This is a genomic window from Micromonospora phytophila (assembly GCF_023656545.1).
GTDB classification, from domain to species: Bacteria; Actinomycetota; Actinomycetes; order Mycobacteriales; family Micromonosporaceae; genus Micromonospora; species Micromonospora phytophila.
Map to the genome: position 1 here is coordinate 1 of NZ_JAMOKF010000093.1, position 17,572 is coordinate 17,572.

General features: G+C 71.4%; 18 protein-coding genes and 1 pseudogene. 13 read left to right on the forward strand and 6 right to left on the reverse strand.

The window, feature by feature from the left end:
- Positions 1-221: pseudogene (locus tag NCC78_RS14015) on the forward strand (hypothetical protein); the annotation flags it as partial.
- Between the two features lie 55 nt (positions 222-276).
- On the opposite strand, the gene lexA reads toward NCC78_RS14015, so the two are convergent.
- A complete protein-coding gene (lexA, locus tag NCC78_RS14020) occupies positions 277-1,059 on the reverse strand; it encodes a transcriptional repressor LexA (protein ID WP_250794956.1) in 783 nt (260 codons plus the stop codon).
- Positions 1,060-1,632: 573 nt separating this feature from the next.
- On the opposite strand from lexA, the gene nrdR reads away from it, so the two are divergent.
- The 4 genes from nrdR to abc-f all read left to right on the forward strand — a co-directional run bounded on the left by nrdR (position 1,633) and on the right by abc-f (position 8,118).
- Positions 1,633-2,133, forward strand: coding sequence for a transcriptional regulator NrdR (gene nrdR / locus NCC78_RS14025; protein WP_250794957.1), 501 nt, complete (start codon positions 1,633-1,635; stop codon positions 2,131-2,133).
- Positions 2,134-2,196: 63 nt separating this feature from the next.
- Positions 2,197-5,067 (forward strand): vitamin B12-dependent ribonucleotide reductase, encoded by a 2,871-nt coding sequence (locus NCC78_RS14030; protein WP_250794958.1) that lies wholly within the window; start codon positions 2,197-2,199, stop codon positions 5,065-5,067.
- Positions 5,068-5,222: 155 nt separating this feature from the next.
- On the forward strand, positions 5,223-6,158 hold the full coding sequence (locus tag NCC78_RS14035) for a DUF2332 domain-containing protein (RefSeq protein WP_250794959.1): 936 nt from the start codon (positions 5,223-5,225) through the stop codon (positions 6,156-6,158).
- 322 nt (positions 6,159-6,480) lie between these two features.
- Positions 6,481-8,118: a ribosomal protection-like ABC-F family protein gene (abc-f, locus tag NCC78_RS14040; RefSeq protein ID WP_250794960.1), complete on the forward strand. Its 1,638-nt coding sequence runs from the start codon at positions 6,481-6,483 to the stop codon at positions 8,116-8,118.
- A gap of 92 nt (positions 8,119-8,210) precedes the next feature.
- Here abc-f and NCC78_RS14045 read toward each other — a convergent pair whose 3' ends face one another.
- Positions 8,211-9,170, reverse strand: coding sequence for a LuxR C-terminal-related transcriptional regulator (locus tag NCC78_RS14045; RefSeq protein WP_250794961.1), 960 nt, complete (start codon positions 9,168-9,170; stop codon positions 8,211-8,213).
- A gap of 223 nt (positions 9,171-9,393) precedes the next feature.
- Between NCC78_RS14045 and NCC78_RS14050 the strand changes: the two genes are divergently transcribed.
- The 3 genes from NCC78_RS14050 to NCC78_RS14060 are packed head-to-tail and all read left to right on the forward strand — an operon-like array spanning position 9,394 to position 11,176.
- Positions 9,394-9,561 carry a hypothetical protein gene (locus tag NCC78_RS14050; protein WP_250794962.1) on the forward strand — a complete coding sequence of 56 codons (168 nt, stop codon included), beginning with the start codon at positions 9,394-9,396 and terminating at the stop codon, positions 9,559-9,561.
- Positions 9,558-9,818, forward strand: coding sequence for a hypothetical protein (locus tag NCC78_RS14055; protein ID WP_250794963.1), 261 nt, complete (start codon positions 9,558-9,560; stop codon positions 9,816-9,818). Before NCC78_RS14050 ends, NCC78_RS14055 begins: the two co-directional genes overlap by 4 nt.
- A 53-nt stretch (positions 9,819-9,871) precedes the next feature.
- Complete coding sequence (locus tag NCC78_RS14060; RefSeq protein ID WP_250794964.1) at positions 9,872-11,176, forward strand: FG-GAP repeat domain-containing protein; 1,305 nt, start codon at positions 9,872-9,874, stop codon at positions 11,174-11,176.
- Positions 11,177-11,359: 183 nt separating this feature from the next.
- Here NCC78_RS14060 and NCC78_RS14065 read toward each other — a convergent pair whose 3' ends face one another.
- On the reverse strand, positions 11,360-11,926 hold the full coding sequence (locus NCC78_RS14065; protein ID WP_250794965.1) for a dihydrofolate reductase family protein: 567 nt from the start codon (positions 11,924-11,926) through the stop codon (positions 11,360-11,362).
- Between the two features lie 55 nt (positions 11,927-11,981).
- A complete protein-coding gene (locus NCC78_RS14070; protein ID WP_250794966.1) occupies positions 11,982-13,250 on the reverse strand; it encodes an MFS transporter in 1,269 nt (422 codons plus the stop codon).
- Positions 13,251-13,433: 183 nt separating this feature from the next.
- On the opposite strand from NCC78_RS14070, the gene NCC78_RS14075 reads away from it, so the two are divergent.
- The 3 genes from NCC78_RS14075 to NCC78_RS14085 all read left to right on the forward strand — a co-directional run bounded on the left by NCC78_RS14075 (position 13,434) and on the right by NCC78_RS14085 (position 15,349).
- Complete coding sequence (locus NCC78_RS14075) at positions 13,434-14,423, forward strand: asparaginase (protein WP_250794967.1); 990 nt, start codon at positions 13,434-13,436, stop codon at positions 14,421-14,423.
- 61 nt (positions 14,424-14,484) lie between these two features.
- A complete protein-coding gene (locus tag NCC78_RS14080; protein WP_250794968.1) occupies positions 14,485-14,727 on the forward strand; it encodes a DUF5522 domain-containing protein in 243 nt (80 codons plus the stop codon).
- A 73-nt stretch (positions 14,728-14,800) separates the two neighbouring features.
- Positions 14,801-15,349 carry a hypothetical protein gene (locus NCC78_RS14085; RefSeq protein ID WP_250794969.1) on the forward strand — a complete coding sequence of 183 codons (549 nt, stop codon included), beginning with the start codon at positions 14,801-14,803 and terminating at the stop codon, positions 15,347-15,349.
- A gap of 50 nt (positions 15,350-15,399) precedes the next feature.
- Here NCC78_RS14085 and NCC78_RS14090 read toward each other — a convergent pair whose 3' ends face one another.
- Positions 15,400-15,579 carry a hypothetical protein gene (locus NCC78_RS14090; protein ID WP_250794970.1) on the reverse strand — a complete coding sequence of 60 codons (180 nt, stop codon included), beginning with the start codon at positions 15,577-15,579 and terminating at the stop codon, positions 15,400-15,402.
- A 79-nt stretch (positions 15,580-15,658) separates the two neighbouring features.
- On the opposite strand from NCC78_RS14090, the gene NCC78_RS14095 reads away from it, so the two are divergent.
- Positions 15,659-16,399 (forward strand): SDR family NAD(P)-dependent oxidoreductase, encoded by a 741-nt coding sequence (locus NCC78_RS14095; RefSeq protein ID WP_250794971.1) that lies wholly within the window; start codon positions 15,659-15,661, stop codon positions 16,397-16,399.
- Positions 16,400-16,455: 56 nt separating this feature from the next.
- Here the strand turns inward: NCC78_RS14095 and NCC78_RS14100 are convergent, their stop codons facing one another.
- Entirely contained in the window at positions 16,456-17,145 is a 690-nt protein-coding gene (locus tag NCC78_RS14100; RefSeq protein ID WP_284706301.1) for an iron-dependent transcriptional repressor DtxR, read from the reverse strand.
- Positions 17,146-17,308: 163 nt separating this feature from the next.
- On the opposite strand from NCC78_RS14100, the gene NCC78_RS14105 reads away from it, so the two are divergent.
- Positions 17,309-17,572 (forward strand): rhodanese-like domain-containing protein (locus tag NCC78_RS14105; protein WP_504920103.1); only part of this gene is annotated, 264 nt, incomplete at its 3' end.

Consider the following 17,572-nt stretch of genomic DNA (forward strand, 5'->3'; position numbering starts at 1 on the left):
GCGGCCGTCCCGGCGGAGGCTTCTACGGCGGCGGTGGGCCCCAGGCCGGCGGGGGCATCCCCGGCGGCGGCCGGGCCGAGCCGCCGCGTCGTGGCGGCGAACCGGATCCGCGCGGCCAGCGACAGGGCCGCCGGCGCGACGACGGCTACGACGACGGTCGCGGTGGCCCGTACGGGCAGGTGCCGGGTGGCGGCCGGGGTTACCGGGGCGACCGGTACTGACTTCTCCCGCAGGTCCGGGTGACCGCCGCTGGGCGGTCACCCGGTCAGCGGCGGGTCAGATCCGGCGCAGCACGGCGACGACCCGACCCATGATGGTGGAGTCGTCACCGGGGATCGGGTCGAAGGCCGGGTTCTGCGGCATCAGCCAGACGTGGCCGTCCCGGCGGCGGTAGGTCTTGACGGTGGCCTCGCCGTCGAGCATGGCGGCCACGATGTCGCCGGACTCGGCGTTGGGCTGCTGCCGGACGACCACCCAGTCGCCGTCGCAGATCGCCGCGTCGAGCATCGAGTCGCCCTTGACCTGGAGCATGAAGACCTCGCCCTCACCCACCAGCTCGCGGGGGAGCGGGAAGATGTCCTCCACGGCCTGCTCGGCGAGGATCGGGCCACCGGCGGCGATCCGGCCCAGCATCGGCACGTACGCCGGGGCGGGGCGCTGCGAGCGGGCCACCTCGTCGTCGACCTCGGCGGGCGCCCGGACGTCGACCGCACGCGGGCGGTTGGGGTCGCGGCGCAGGAAGCCCTTCTTCTCCAGCTCCTTGAGCTGGTAGGCGACGCTGGACGGCGAGACCAGCCCGACGGCCTCGCCGATCTCCCGGACGCTCGGCGGGTAGCCGTGCCGTTCCACCCAGCTGCGGATGAACTCCAGGATCCGCCGCTGCCGGGCGGTCAGGTCGACCGTCGCCGGGTCGGGGAAGCTGCTGACCACCGGGGTGACGGGGCGCACGGCGGCCTGCCCGGTCCGGGTGCGCGCGGCGCCCCGGCGTCGGGTGGCCGGCGAACCCGCCTCGGTGATCTGCTGCGGGCTCTTCGGCCGGCTGGCCCGGTCCTCGGTCACGTCCGTCCTCCCTGGTCGGCGCTGGGTGCCTTGTCGGCTCGTGGTGCGTGCGGTGGTGCTGCGGTGGCCGGTGCGACGGATGACTCCGCAGCCGGTTGTTCCTGACCGTATAGGTGAGATCGGTCATTTTCAAACATCTGTACGACCTCACTCCGGCGTGTCGGTGTGAAAAACCGGTCTGCTCGTACTCCTGTTCTGGTAAATGGTACGTCGGGTCGAACGGGTGTTCGACCTCCGGCGGCTCTCCAACGGGTCCGGTGCGCCGGGCGGGCAACCCCGGCGGGGGTCGGAGCGTTGGGTTCTCCGGCGGCGCTTGCGAGGTGGATCGGCGAGGCTGGCGGGTGACGCGCCGGACACGCCGGCCAACTTGACCACGGTTCGTCGGCGGCATACGGTCAACCCCTAGATGTAGTAGTCACATGGGCGTAAGTCGCCTACAGGTTGGGTTCGACTACCGACCGCACTCCCGTACCGTCGGCACGGCGAAGTCCATCGGTAGATGGCTCCGCCGTGGCGACGCGTGCCCGGAGGCGGCCGGTGTGCGTGCCCGCGGTCGACGAAGGAGGTCAGGCGATGCGCTGTCCGTACTGCCGCCACGCCGACTCCCGGGTGGTCGACTCGCGGGAGGCCGACGACGGTCAGCTGATCCGTCGGCGTCGGTCCTGCCCGGAGTGCGGCAAGCGGTTCACCACGGTCGAGGAGGCCGTCCTCGCGGTGGTCAAGCGCAGCGGGGTCACCGAGCCGTTCAGCCGCACGAAGATCGTCGGCGGGGTACGCAAGGCGTGCCAGGGCCGGCCGGTCGACGACGACTCGCTCGCGCTGCTGGCGCAGAAGGTCGAGGAGACCGTCCGGGCCAAGGGGGCCGCCGAGATCCCGAGCCACGAGGTGGGGCTCGCGATCCTGGGCCCGCTGCGGGACCTGGACGAGGTGGCCTACATGCGGTTCGCCAGCGTCTACCGGTCGTTCGACTCGCTCGCCGACTTCGAGCGCGAGATCGAGACGTTGCGGGCCGCCGCACGCGCCCGGGAGGGCGCCGGGGCCGGGTCGGCCGAGGCCGCCGGCCGTACCACCTGATTTTTTGCAGTTTGACAGTCGGAGCGCGCGGCGGGTGACCGCGCGGACGAGGGGGCGGATGAGATGTCGGGGGACGGTGTGACAACGAGCAGGTCGCGGAGCAAGGCCGGTGCGGGTCTGAAGGTCGAGCGGGTCTGGACGACCGAGGGGGTGCACCCCTACGACGAGGTCGCCTGGGAGCGGCGCGACGTCGTGATGACGAACTGGCGGGACGGCTCGATCAACTTCGAGCAGCGCGGGGTGGAGTTCCCCGAGTCCTGGTCCGTCAACGCGGCCAACATCGTGACCACGAAGTACTTCCGGGGCGCGGTGGGCACCCCGGAGCGGGAGTGGTCGCTCAAGCAGCTGATCGACCGGGTGGTCTCCACCTACCGCACCGCCGGTGAGGAGTACGGCTACTTCGCCTCCCCGGCCGACGCCGAGGTCTTCGCCCACGAGCTGACCTGGATGCTGCTGAACCAGGTGTTCAGCTTCAACTCGCCGGTCTGGTTCAACGTCGGCACGCCGTCGCCGCAGCAGGTCAGCGCCTGCTTCATCCTGGCCGTCGACGACTCGATGGACTCCATCCTGGACTGGTACAAGGAGGAGGGGCTGATCTTCAAGGGCGGCTCCGGCTCCGGGGTCAACCTGTCCCGGATCCGCTCCTCCCGCGAGCTGCTCTCCTCCGGCGGCAACGCCTCCGGCCCGGTCAGCTTCATGCGCGGCGCGGACGCCTCCGCCGGCACCATCAAGTCCGGCGGCGCCACCCGACGCGCGGCGAAGATGGTCATCCTCGACGTGGACCACCCGGACATCCAGGAGTTCGTGGTCACCAAGGCGCGCGAGGAGGACAAGATCCGCGCGCTGCGCGACGCCGGGTTCGACATGGACCTGGGCGGCGCCGACATCGTCAGCGTGCAGTACCAGAACGCCAACAACTCCGTCCGCGTCTCCGACGAGTTCATGACGGCGGTGGAGAACGACGGCGGTTTCGACCTGCGGGGCCGGCTCGACGGGGCGACGATCGAGACGATCAACGCGAAGAAGCTCTTCCGCGCCATCTCCCAGGCCGCCTGGGAGTGCGCCGACCCCGGCCTGCAGTACGACGACACGATCAACGACTGGCACACCTGCCCGGAGACCGGGCGGATCACCGCGTCGAACCCGTGCTCGGAGTACCTGCACCTGGACAACTCCTCGTGCAACCTGGCCTCGCTGAACCTGATGAAGTTCCTCCGCGCCGACGGTGGCTTCGACGTGGAGAAGTTCGTCAAGTCGGTCGAGCTGGTCATCACCGCGATGGACATCTCGATCTGCTTCGCCGACTTCCCGACCGAGAAGATCGGCGAGACCTCCCGCGCCTACCGGCAGCTCGGCATCGGCTACGCCAACCTCGGCGCGCTGCTGATGGCCACCGGCCTGCCGTACGACTCGGAGCAGGGCCGCTCGGTCGCCGCGGCGATCACCTCGCTGATGACCGGCACCGCCTACCGCCGCTCCGCCGAGCTGGCCGGCGTCGTCGGCCCGTACGACGGCTACGCCCGCAACGCCGAGCCGCACAAGCGGGTCATGCGCAAGCACGCCGCCGCCAACGACGAGATCAAGCCCACCAGCCCCGTGGCCACCGCGATCGTCCGTGAGGCCACGAAGCAGTGGACCCAGGGCAACAAGGTCGGTGACAAGTTCGGCTGGCGCAACTCGCAGGCCAGCGTCCTCGCGCCGACCGGCACCATCGGCTTCATGATGGACTGCGACACCACCGGCGTGGAGCCGGACCTGGCGCTGGTCAAGTTCAAGAAGCTGGTCGGCGGCGGCTCGATGCAGATCGTCAACCAGACCGTGCCGCGCGCCCTGCGCAGCCTCGGCTACCCCGAGGAGCAGGTCGAGGCGATCATCGAGCACATCGCCGACCACGGCCACGTGGTGGACGCCCCCGGGCTCAAGCCGGAGCACTACCCGGTCTTCGACTGCGCGATGGGCGAGCGGACGATCGCCCCGATGGGTCACGTGCGGATGATGGCGGCGATCCAGCCGTTCGTCTCCGGCGCCATCTCCAAGACGGTCAACATGCCGGAGGCGGCCACCGTCGAGGACGTCGAGAAGATCTACTTCGAGGGCTGGAAGCTCGGCCTCAAGGCGCTGGCGATCTACCGGGACAACTGCAAGGTCGGCCAGCCCCTCTCGGTGGCCAAGTCCAACAAGGCCACCGAGCCGGCCGCGGTCGAGGCCGCCGCCGTCGAGAAGGTGGTCGAGAAGGTCGTGGAGTACCGCCCGGTGCGCAAGCGGCTGCCGAAGAAGCGCCCGTCGGAGACGGTCAGCTTCTCCGTCGGCGGCGCCGAGGGCTACCTCACCGCCTCGTCCTACCCGGACGACGGCCTCGGCGAGGTCTTCCTCAAGATGTCGAAGCAGGGCTCGACGCTGGCCGGCGTGATGGACGCCTTCTCGGTGGCCATCTCGATCGGCCTCCAGTACGGCGTGCCGCTGGAGACGTTCGTCAGCAAGTTCACCAACATGCGCTTCGAGCCGGCCGGTATGACGGACGACCCGGACGTGCGGATGGCCGCCTCGGTGATGGACTACATCTTCCGTCGCCTGGCGCTGGACTTCCTGCCGTACGAGCGCCGCGCGGAGCTGGGCATCTTCACCGCCAAGGAGCGGGCCGCCCAGCTCCGGGCCGAGGCGGAGGCGGAGGCGAGCGGTGCGGACCTCACCGCGATGGCCGCCTCCGCCCCGGTCGAAGCGAAGACCGGCCCGGGCGCCCAGCCGGCGCAGGAGACCGCCGAGATCGCCGCCGCCAAGCCGGCGCCGTCGGTCGGTTCCAGCACCGAGCTGCTCGAGGCCGTGATCGGCAAGGCCGCCGACGCGCCGCTCTGCTTCACCTGCGGTACGAAGATGCGCCCGGCCGGCAGCTGCTACGTCTGTGAGGGCTGCGGCTCCACCAGCGGTTGCAGCTGACGTACGAGCGCAACCGCAACTGAGGTCACCCTCGGCGTGAGGGTGTCGACGGTCGAATAGTGGTAAGGGGAGTCGGGCAGCGCCCGGCTCCCCTTCCGCTGTCCGAAGTGGATCCGGGGCGGCGCGCGTGCCGGGTGCGCTGCGATCATCGCGAGATGACGATCGCCGAGAGCTACGTCGAGTTCGGCACGCGCGAGGCGCGGGGTGTGTCACCGGCGTACGAACGCCTGTCCCTCGCGGTCTCCCGCGACGATGAACTGCTCGCCCTGCTCGACACGCTCCCGCCGGCCAAGCGGCAGCCGAATCTGCTGTTCGGCGTCGTACGCCTGCTCGGCGGGCCGGTCGAAGAGCCGGCCGCGTTCCACGACTTCACGGTGGCGAACTGGGCCGCGATCGAGGCGGAGCTGCGCACCCGGACCGTCCAGACGAACGAGGCCGGGCGGTGCGCAGTACTCCTACCGGTGCTCGCCGCCCTGCCGCAGCCGCTCGCGCTGCTGGAGGTCGGCGCGTCCGCCGGGCTCTGTCTCTACCCGGACCGGTACGCCTACCGCTACGGCGACCACACGATCGGCGCCGGTGCGCCGGTCCTCGACTGCGCGGCCACCGGGATGACGCCGCCGGCCAATCTGCCGGAGGTGGTGTGGCGGGCCGGCCTGGATTTGAACCCGCTCGACGTGACCGAACCAGCGGACCTCGCCTGGCTCGACGCGCTCATCTGGCCGGAGCACACGCACCGCCGCGACCGGTTGCGGGACGCGACCGCCGTCGCCGCGGCCGAACCGCCGCTGCTCGTCCGCGGCGACCTGGTGGACGACCTGCCGGCGCTGGCCTCGCGGGCCCCGGCCGACGCGACCCTGGTGGTGTTCCACACGTCCGTGCTGTACCAGGTGCCGGCGTCGCGACGGGAGGCGTTCGCCGAGGTGGTGGGCGGGTTGCCGGGACACTGGATCGCGAACGAGGCCCCGGACGTGCTGCCCTACGACGCGCTGCCCGCGCCGCCCGGCGACGCGATGCACAACGTGCTGGCACTGGACGGGAGGCCGCTGGCCTGGACCCGGGGGCACGGTCAGGCGATCGTCTGGTTCGCGTGACGCGGCAGCATCTCGCCGAGATCTCGGAGCGTCGGTCCGCCCTCGCCCGGCCGGGTGGCCGTTGTCAGGTCCCGTCCAAGCTCCGGGCTCGCGCTGACGCGGTCGGGCGCGGGATCCGCGGTGCTAGGGTTCGATACGAGTGATCGCACGAAGGGGACCAGACATGGCAGGTGACGACGACATCTCCGGGTGATACCGGACGTGTCCGGCCATCGGGCAGGCGCGCAGCAGCGCAGCCGCCGTGGCCATGCCGTCGTTTCACCAGGCCTTGTCTCCCGCTGGGCGGCTCCGGCGCGCCCACCTCACCTCCGAGGTCCCTTCCATGTCCGACGCGTTCATCATCTGCTCGAACCTCTCCTTCTCCTGGCCGGACGACACTCCGGTCTTCCAGGACCTGTCCTTCACCGTCGGCGGTGGCCGCACCGGCCTCGTCGCACCCAACGGCGCCGGCAAGAGCACCCTGCTCCGGCTGATCGCCGGGGAGCTGCGGCCGACCGGCGGCACCGTCACCGTCAACGGGATGCTCGGCTACCTCCCGCAGAACCTGTCCCTGGTCGGCGACCTGACCGTGGCCGAGGTGCTGGAGATCGCCCCGGTGCTCCGGGCGCTCGACGCCATCGAGTCCGGGGACGCCGGCGAGGAGCACTTCACCACGATCGGCAACGACTGGGACATCGAGGAGCGCACCCGCGCCGAGCTGGACCGGCTCGGTCTCGGCGACGTCACCCTCGATCGCCCTCTGCACACCCTCAGCGGTGGGCAGGTCGTCTCCCTCGGCCTCGCGGCGCAGCTGCTGAAGCGGCCCGACGTCCTGCTGCTCGACGAACCGACCAACAACCTCGACGTCGACGCCCGCCACAAGCTCTACGGCGTGCTGGAGAACTGGACCGGCTGCCTGCTGCTGGTCAGCCACGACCGGGCGCTGCTCGACCGGATGGAGCGCATCGTCGAACTCGACCGGGGCGAGGTCCGGTCCTACGGCGGGAACTTCACGGCGTACACCGAGGCCGTGCGCGCCTCGCAGGAGGTCGCCGAGAAGAACGTCCGCAACGCCGAGCAGGAGGTCAAACGGGAGAAGCGGGAGATGCAGCAGGCCCGCGAGCGGGCCGAGCGCCGGCAGAGCAACGCCAGCCGCAACCTCAAGAGCGCCGGGCTGGCCCGCATCGTCGCCGGCGGCCTGAAGCGCAGCGCGCAGGAGTCGGCCGGGAAGGCGAACGAGACGCACGCCGCGCGGGTCAGCGACGCCCGGGCCCGCCTCGACGAGGTCGGTCGCGCCCTGCGCGACGAGCAGAAGATCACCCTGGAGCTGCCCGGGACGAACGTCCCGGCCGGCCGTACGGTCTTCGCGGGTGAGCGGATGCAGGTCCGGCACGGCGGGCGGGCCGTCTTCGCCGGCGACGGCGTCGACCTGAGCATCCGGGGGCCGGAGCGGATCGCGCTGACCGGGCCCAACGGCGCCGGCAAGTCGACCCTGCTGCGCCTGGTCCAGGGCGATCTGGAGCCGGAGAACGGGGTGACCAGGCGGGCCGACGGGCGGATCGCCTACCTGTCGCAGCGGCTGGACCTGCTGGACCTCGACCGCACGGTGGCGGAGAACCTGGCCGCGTTCGCGCCCGTCATGCCGGAGGCGCAGCGGATGAACCTGCTCGCCCGGTTCCTGTTCCGGGGCGCTCGCATGCACCTTCCGGTCGGGGTGCTCTCCGGCGGCGAGCGGCTGCGCGCCACCCTGGCCTGCGTCCTGTGCGCCGAACCCGCGCCCCAGCTGCTGTTGCTGGACGAGCCGACCAACAACCTCGACCTGGTCAGCGTCGGTCAGCTGGAGAGCGCGCTCAACGCGTACGAGGGCGCGTTCGTGGTGGTCAGCCACGACGAGCGGTTCCTCGCCGACATCGGGGTGGAGCGCTGGCTGCGGCTGGCCGACGGCCGGCTGGTGGAGACGGGAGCCCCCGAGACGCGCTGACGCACCACCGTGCGGCATGCCCGCGGTGTCACCGGAACGGTTCCGCCGGGACATGCCGCGTCCGGGGCGGGTGGGACGGGCGTGGTCTGGGCTCAGATCCAGCCGCGCCGGGCCGCCTCGACGCCGGCCTGGAAGCGACTGCTCGCCTCGAGCCGATCGGTCAGCGAGTTCATCAGCCGCTGGACGCTCCGGGCGGAGACACCCAGCTGCCGGGCTGCCGACTCGTCGGTGTGCCCGGCGGCGAAGAGCTGCAGCAGCGCCTTCTCCTGCGGGCCGAGCGTCGTCGATCGCTTGTCGGGGCTGTCACCGAACGGAGTGCCCTGCTGCCAGACCTGCTCGAAGAGGGCGAGCAGGCCGGCGACCAGGCCCGGACTGCGGAGTTCCAGGGCACCGAGTCGGGGTTGCCTCGGGTCGATCGGCGTCAGTGCGATGCTCCGGTCCACGATGACCATGCGCATCGGCAGTGTCGGCGCCGTACGGGACTCGCTGCCCAACTCCGCCATCCGCCGTGCGTGCGCCAGCGTCGCCGGGTCGTTGCGGAAGCTGTCCTGATAGACGTTGCGGATTCGCACGGTCCGCTCGAGCGCCGCCGCATTGAGGGGCGCCTCGGACTGCAGGGTGTCGGCCGGTTGTGCCCCGCCAGGGGTGAAGGAGAGGCATTCCGTCTTGGCTGTGCGGGCGAGCTCGGCGAGCCGCTCGCGGACCGCCTCGATGCCCTTCAGCCGGATCGCCACCTCCTCGTGATCGTGCGTCATCGCCAGGTCGGCGATCGCCGTCCGGACCGTCTCGATCTGCCGCTGGCGGACCGCGATGTCGGCCTCCACCTTCGTCAGCAGCGCGGCGAGCCCGGTCTGCGGGCGCACGGCTCGCGCCGCGCCGCCGGCGTCGAGACGGATCAGCGCCAGGCCCGCCAGGGCGTCCAACGCATGGTGCACCTGTGACTGGTCGATGTGGAGCCGGGCCGCCAGCCCGGCCACGTCCAGCGTCGGGTGCGCGATCATCGTGAGGTAGACCGACTCATCCGTCGCCGACAAACCCAGTGCCTCCAGCATTGATCCTCCCCGTTGCGTGTTGGTGTGATCCTAGGGCGGCGGCGACCGGTGCGGGGTCCCGGTCGCCGCCATTGCGACTTCTCGCCTGGCAGGGTTCCGCCACTCCCCACCCGGTGACAGCGGGGCGCGGCTGAGGCACGCTTTTCCCAACGCGGTGAACAAACACCGGAACAGGGCCCGACCGGCCCGAATCTTCTGAGCATTTATGCGGGAGGGAATTGCTATGCCTGCAATCCGGAACCTGTCGAATCGGCTGTATGTCGCCGCCGTCCTCGCCTCGGTGGTGGCCGTGGCACTGACCCAGGTCGCGGGTGGCGACACCGGGACGGCCGTGCTGGCCGAGGGCTTCGGCTGGACCGATCCGGGGTTGTCCGACCGGGGTCAGTCGTGATCGCCGCCCTGGCCCGCATCGCCCCGCTCGACGGCAACTGTGAGCATTCCGAAGTGGAACTTCGGGGCCAGCTGCGGGCACGTGCGGGCAAAGACCGGCGAATCAACCATCTGCAGATCCGGGCCGGGCCGGCCGGATTCGACATCATCGCCTTTGTGACTGCCGACAATTCGTTGGCAGCGCATTCCATCCTGCACGGGCTGGTGCAGGAGTTGATTGTTGACGACCCCCGACTTCGCCTTTGGCGTGTCATATGAATTCCCTCCGCCCGTCCGGAAAAGGGCGGGTCGACCCCCCGAAAGGAACCGAAGTGTTCGTGCAGAGCGTACGCAGAATGGGCGGCCTCGCCGCCGTCGCCACGTTGGCCACCGCCATCGCGGCGGCCGTCGCCATCTCCCCCACGGCGGCCATGGCCGCTCCTGCCACTCCCTACTTCAGCTCCACCATCGACAGCTACGCCGGCTACGACGGCCAGGAAATCTGCGACCCGAGCGCCAAGCCGGGCGTGGTGGGCTTCAAGGACCTGCTGAACTCGACCTACGGCTCGCACACCTGGGGCATCGTCCGGGACTGCAGCAGTGGCGGCACCAGTGAACACAAGGAGGGCCGGGCGCTCGACTACCACTTCAACTACTACGACGCCGCGCAGCGGGCCGATGCCGCCGACCTGCGCGACTGGCTGCTGGCCACCGACTCATACGGCAACAAGCACGCCATGGCCCGCCGCCTCGGCATCATGTACATGATCTGGAACAACGAGATCTGGAAGTCGTACGAGGCGTCCGCCGGGTGGCAGCCCTACAGCGGTTCCAGCCCGCACACCGACCACATCCACTTCAGCTTCAGCTGGGACGGCGCGAAGAAGCGCACCTCGTGGTGGTCCGGTGGCGATGTCCTGCCTGAGCCGGAGGATGTGCCGATCTCGGGTGACTGGGACGCCGACGGCGACGAGACGGTGGGCGTCTTCCGTCCGAGCAACTCGACCTTCTACCTGCGCAACACCAACAGCGGCGTGGCCACGAGCGTCTTCAAGTTCGGCCACGGGCCGTCCGGCGACATCCCGGTGGTCGGCGACTGGAACAACGACGGCAAGGACACCGTCGGCGTCTTCCGGCCGAGCAACTCGACCTGGTACCTGACCAACGGCACCACCAGCACCGACATGGAGTTCATCTTCGGCCACGGTGCGTCGGGTGACCGGCCGGTTGCCGGTGACTGGAACAACGACGGCACGGACACCGTCGGCGTCTTCCGGCCCGACGTCTCGACCTGGTACCTGACCAACGGCACGACCAGCACCGACATGGAGTTCAAGTTCGGCCACGGTCCGTCGGGTGACCAGGCGGTTGCCGGTGACTGGAACAACGACGGCAAGGACACCGTCGGCGTCTTCCGGCCCAGCAACTCGACCTGGTACCTGACCAACGCCACCGGGACCACCGACGTGTCGTTCATCTTCGGCCACGGCCCCTCGGGCGACGTGGCGGTGCCGGGTGACTGGGACAACGACGGCGACGCCACCCCGGGTGTCCGCCGGCCGAGCAACAACACCGTCTACCTCCGCAACACCAACAGCGGCGGTCCGGTCGACATGGAGTTCATCTACGGCATCTGATTCGGCTCACCGCGGTGGCGGGGCCCGGGAACCTTCCCGGGCCCCGCCACCGTGTTCCCGCGAAGTCGCTCGAATCCAGCCGCGCCGGCCGGCGCCGACCTCCAGGTGGCCTGCCCCACCGTCCACCTGCCGGACCGCCTCAGTCTGCCAGCTCGCCGAGGCCGTTCACCTGAGCAGGTCGCCTCAGCGGCCTGCCCGCTCGTGGCGCAGCAGCACCACGCCGTTGCCGAAGGACCGGGTCCCGGCCAGCCGGAGCGGGTGCCGGTCCCCCGAGGCCGGGAAGAGCCGCCGGCCGCCACCGAGGACGACCGGGTGCACGTAGATCCGGTACTCGTCGATCAGGTCGTGCCGCAGGAAGGTGGCGGCCAGATCCGCCCCGCCCAGCGCCAGGTCACCGCCCGGCTCGGCCTTGAGCCTCCGAATCTCCTCAGGAACGACGTCCCGGACGACGGTGGCGTTCCAGTCGGCCCGGTCCAGCGTCCGGGAATAGACGATCTTCGGCATGTCGCGCCAGATGCCGGCGAACTCCACCATCGGGGCGCTGCTCGACGGGTCGCGGTCGGCGGTGGGCCAGAACTGCGCCATCAGCTCGTAGGAGCGACGCCCGTTGAGGAACGCGCCCATGACGCGCAGCTCGGCGTTGAAGTGCTGGTGCAGCTCGTCGTCGACCAGGTGCCAGCCGAGGTCGCCGCCGGGACCCTCGAAGAACCCGTCCAGCGACACGTTCATCTGCACGACGATCTTCCTCATCGGACCTCCTTCGCCAGGTGGCCCACAGCATCCCCGACACCTGCGACACGGCGGGTCAGGCCGTCGGCATGTCCCGCATCCTCCGCAGCGGGGAGCAGACCACGAAGAGCGCCGCGCTCCAGGTGCCGAGGACGCAGATCCACAGCGCCGGCCGCAGACCGAGCTGGGTGCCGAGGGCCCCGCCGAAGAGCGCGCCGAGCGGGATCACGCCGAAGCAGACCCACAGGAACGCCGCGTTGACCCGCCCGAGCAGGGCGGGTGGGGTGATCCGCTGCCGGTACGTCATCGCCGCGACGTTGAACAGCACCGCGTTGGCGGAGAACGCGGCCAGGCCGACCCCGTAGAGCAGCACCCCCCAGCCGGGCCGGGCCAGGGGCATGAGCAGGTAGAGCGGCCCCGGCGTGGCCATCGCCACCCAGATCACCCGCGCCGAGCCGACACGGGCGGTCAGCCGGTCCGCGAAGGCGCCGACCAGCAGACCACCGACGGCGCTGACGGAGAAGACCAGGCCGACCACCGCCGGCGCAGCGTGCAGCTCCTGGAGCAGGAAGACGACCTCGATGGAGCCGGACGCCATCACGAAGAAGTTCGACGTCGTGGTGCAGGCGAGGATGCTGCGCAGGATCGGCTGGCGGCGGATGAAGGACAGCCCCTCGGTCATCTCCAGCCGCAGCCGTACCCGCTCGGGGGCCGCGGGCGCGGTCGGGACGTCCCGCACCAGCAGCAGGGTCACCGCGCTGACCAGGAAGGCGACGCCCGTGGCGAGGAAGGTCTTCGCCGCGCCGGCCAGCCCGACCAGCAGCCCGCCGATCGTGGGGCCGACCAGTTCCGCGGAGTCCTGACTGATCGTGAGCTTCGCATTGGCGTCGACCAGCCGGGCCGCCGGCACCAGCCGGGGCAGCATGCTCTTGTACGCCACCGTGAACAGCACGGTGAGCACCCCGCAGAGCCCCACCACCGCGTACAGGAAGACCAGGGTGAGCCGGCCGGCCAGGGCGACCAACGGCACCGACAGCAGCAGCGCGGCCCGGCCCAGGTCGCAGGCGATCATCAGCCGGCGCTGGTCCACCCGGTCGGCGAGGATCCCGGCGGGCAGCGAGAAGAGCAGGTACGGCAGCCAGGCGAGGAAGGTCAGCAGGGAGACCTGGAAGACGCTGGCGTCGAGGGTGTCCGCCGCGAGCAGCGGCACCGCCACGCCGGAGATCCGAGTGCCCAGCTCGGCCACCGTCTGCCCGCTCAGCAGCAGGGCGAAGTTCCGGCCGCGCAGCAGCGACCGACCGCGGGTCGCCTCGACGCCGGCGGGTCCGGCGAGCTGTTGCGTCATGTCTCTTCCCTGCCGGTGGTCGCCCACGATGCCAGCGACATCGGGGTGTGCGGGTGCGGTCGACACCGCGACGTGTGCGACACCGAGTGGATCATCAGGCGCGGACCGGCGCCACCGGTTATCGGCCCGGGCGGTACGGTCTGCGGGCCGCGGATCCGTCGCGGCTGACGGGAGGTCCGACCGGTGTCCATCGCCCTGTTCACCCTCGGCGGCACGATCGCGATGGGCGGGGTCGGCCCCGGCGGGTCCGGGGTGGTCACCCGGCTGTCCGGCGCGGACCTCACCGCCGCCGTGCCCGGGCTCGCCGACCTGGGCGTCCCGCTGGACGTACGCGACGCGCTCGCGGTGCCCAGCGCGCACCTGACGTACCGCCAGCTCCTGGAGGTGGTCGACGCCGCCGCGCGCGCGGTGACCGCCGGCGCCACCGGCGTGGTGATCACCCAGGGCACCGACACGCTGGAGGAGTCGGCGTTCCTGGCCGACCTGGTCTGGCCGCACGCCGCGCCGCTGGTGCTCACCGGCGCGATGCGCAACCCCACCCTGGCCGGCGCCGACGGGCCGGCGAACCTGCTCGCCGCCGCCCGGGTCGCCGCCGCCCCCGCCGCCCGCGACCTGGGCGTGCTGGTCGCGTGCAACGACGAGATCCACGCCGCCCGCTGGGTACGCAAGACGCACAGCACCAGCACCGCCACCTTCGCCTCCCCGAACGCCGGCCCCATCGGGCACGTCGTCGAGGGTCGGGTGCGGGTGCTGGCCCGGCCGGAGCGGCGGGAGCCGCTGCCGCCGGTGGACCCCGCCCGGCTGGACGCCACGCGGGTGGCGCTGCACACGGTCACCCTGGACGACGACGGCGGGCTCCTCGACGGCGTCGCCGAGCGCCACCACGGGCTGGTGGTGGCCGGCTTCGGTGTCGGGCACGTCCCCGGCGTGCTGGCCCCGCTGCTCGGCGAGCTGGCCGGTCAGATCCCGGTGGTGCTCACCTCCCGCTCGGGCGCCGGGTCGGTGCTGCGGCACACCTACGGGGCGGTCGGCTCGGAGACCGACCTGCAACGGCGCGGGCTGCTGAACGGCGGGCTGCTCGACCCGTACAAGGCCAAGGTGCTGCTGCGGTTGCTGCTCGCGGCCGGCGCGGACCGCGACGCGGTCGTCGCCGCCCTGGCCCGGCACGGCTGAGATTCCGCGCCGACCGGGCGGCCCGACCGAGGGCGGTCGGTGGCGTCTCTAGACTGCCCCGGTGACCGGTGAGCGACGACCGTTGGCGGCGCGGCCGCTGACCGAGCCGCACCCGTCCCGGTTGTCCCCGGAGCATCCGGACCGCGAGCGCATCCTGGCCGCGCACGCCGCCGCGCTGGCCGCCGGCGAGGCCGGCTACCTCGACCCGGCCACCGGCCTCTTCGTGCTCAGCGCGGGTTTCCTGGCCCGGCGCGGCACCTGCTGCGGCCGTGGCTGCCGGCACTGCCCGTACGTGGACGACTGAGGGATTCCGCCCGGGCGGGGCAGGCCGTACGGTGTCCGGCGGACCGGTCGGGGTGGACAGCAGAGGAGTGAGCGTGCGCGCGCGGATCGTGGTCGCCGGGGTGGCCGGCCTGCTGGTGACGGGCTGCGGGGCGGAGGCCGGGCCGGTGGCGCTCCCGCCGCCGGCGCCGATCGCGGTCGACGTGGCGGCGGCCTCGTCGGGCGGTGCGTGCCGCCTGCTGGACTTCGGTCTGATCGAGCAGCACGCCGGGTTCCGCTTCGACGTCGCCGCGGCCAGCGAGAAGGGCGACAGCCACACCTGCGTGGTCCGCGCCGAGCAGGCCGCCCTGCCGGAGCTGACGCTGACCGTCAGCGAGACGTCCATCGACGTCGCGACGTTCACCGCCGACGTCACGCCGGCGAAGGCGGCCAAGGTCTCGGGGCTCGGCCAGAAGGCGTACCGGCGGACCAGCGCGGCCAGTGGCGGGCACGGCCCGGTGGTGGAGGTGGGCTGGCTGGCCACCGAGGGGCGGCTCGCCACCCTGCGCTACGCCAGCCCGCGCGGCACCGAGCCGGCCGCGGCCGGCGAACTCGCCACCGCCCTCGTCGCCCTGGCGAAGAAGGTCGACACCCGCGCTCTCTAGGTGCACTGCCCAGGGAGGTTGGTCGAGGTTGCCGAACGTCCTTTCGATTTTCAGCGTGGTGGGTCGATCGTGCACACGTGGTATTGACGGATCCGCCAGGTACCCGTGCTGAGCTCAAGGGCCAGGGACAGGTACACCGGGGCTTCCCAGCCGGTGGGATCGCGGAAGACGACGTGGGCGAAACCACCGGCCGCCCCCTGGCCGATCGAGTAGGTGTGCAACACGGTCACGTCCGCGCTGCGATCGTCGGGTACCCCGTCATTCGTCAATCGTGCCCGTTCAGCTCGCCGCCTACCGGATGATTTGAGCATGTCGGACATCGCGGGGGATGTGGCCGCACCGTCGGTCGTGAATCGGGTCGCCGTGATCACCGGTGCGTCCCAGGGCATCGGGGCCAACCTCGTGATCGGGTATCGCAGTCTGGGGTACGGCGTCGTGGCGACCTCGCGCTCCATCCGCGAGGCCGACGACCCGCAGATCGTCACCGTCCGGGGCGACATCACCGACCCCGCCACCGCTCAGCAGGTCGTCGACGCGGCCCTGGACCGCTTCGGCCGGATCGACACCCTGGTGAACAACGCCGGCATCTTCGTCGCCAAGCCGTTCACCGACTACACCGACGAGGACTTCGACCTGGTCACCGGGATCAACCTCGCCGGGTTCTTCCACATCACCCGGCGGGTCCTGCCCCACCTGTTGGCCGCTGGCGGGGGACATGTGGTCACCATCACGACCAGCCTCGTGGACCAGCCCAGTGTGCAACTCCCGTCCGTGCTCGCGTCGCTGACCAAGGGCGGCCTCAACTCCGCCACCAAGTCCCTGGCGATCGAGTACGCGAGTCGCGGCATCCGGGTCAACGCCGTCGCGCCCGGGGTCATCAAGACGCCGATGCATCCGGTCGAGACGCACCAGATGCTCGGGGATCTGCACCCGGTCGGCCGCCTGGGCGAGATCAGCGACGTGGTCGACGCCGTGATCTACCTTGAGTCCGCGCCGTTCGTCACCGGCGAGATCCTGCACGTCGACGGCGGTCAGAACGCCGGTCGCTGACCACCCGCGTCGCATCACCACCCACACGGGGCGGGAGGCACAAGACCGCGGTCGGGTCAGTTGGCGGCGACGAAGACGCGGGAGGCGACCTCGCGGGGGAGGCGGACCCGGTCGCCGGAGCGGTCGATGGAGACCCCGTCGCGCTCCTGGGCCACGGTCACCGTGGCGCCCGGGTCGACCCCGGCGGCGTGCAGCTGGCGGAGCACGTCGGCGTCGGTCTGCACGCTCTCGCAGATCCGCCGGACCACCACCGGCCCGGAGAGGCCGGGGAACGCCAGGTTGCGCTCACCCTCCAGCGCGTCGGTGGCCTGCGGCTCCGGCGAGCCCAGCTCCTCCAGCCCCGGGATCGGGTTGCCGTACGGCGACCGGGTCGGCCGGTTGAGCAGGTCGTAGACCCGCTTCTCGACCGCGTCGCTCATCACGTGCTCCCACCGGCAGGCCTCCTCGTGGGCCTCCTCGTAGGGCATCCCGATCACGTTGACCAGCAGCAGCTCGGCGAGCCGGTGCTTGCGCATCACGGAGACGGCACTGTTGCGGCCGAGCGCGGTGAGCGCCAGGTGCCGGTCACCCTCGACGGTGAGCAGGCCGTCGCGCTCCATCCGGGCGACGGTCTGACTGACGGTGGGGCCGCTCTGCCGCAACCGCTCGGCGATCCGGGCGCGCAACGGCGGCACCCCCTCCTCTTCGAGCTCGAGAATGGTGCGCAGGTACATCTCGGTCGTGTCCACCAAGTGGTGCTTACTCACCTTTGTCCCTTTCTGGCAACGAAGGTAACCACACCCTCAGTGGTGTCGACCAGATCATGCTTCACGTCAGTGGCCCTCCGGTGCTCGATGCTACCCCGGGCGTACGACGAACGGCCGCCGCCGAACCGCGAGGTCGATGCCCGGATGGTGTTGACTGGACGCCATGTCCGGAACCGAGGATCTGCTCGTCGAGCCCGACCGGCTCGCCGTCGAGCTGGACCGCGCCGACCCGCCCACCCTGCTCGACGTCCGCTGGCGGCTCGTCGGTCCGCCGGGCCGGGAGGACTACGCCGTCGGTCACCTGCCCGGCGCGGTCTTCGTCGACCTGGACACCGCCCTCTGCGGGCCGCCCGGCCCCGCCGGCCGCCACCCGCTGCCCGACCCGGCCGCGTTGCGGGCCGCGCTGCGGGCCGCCGGGGTCCGCGCC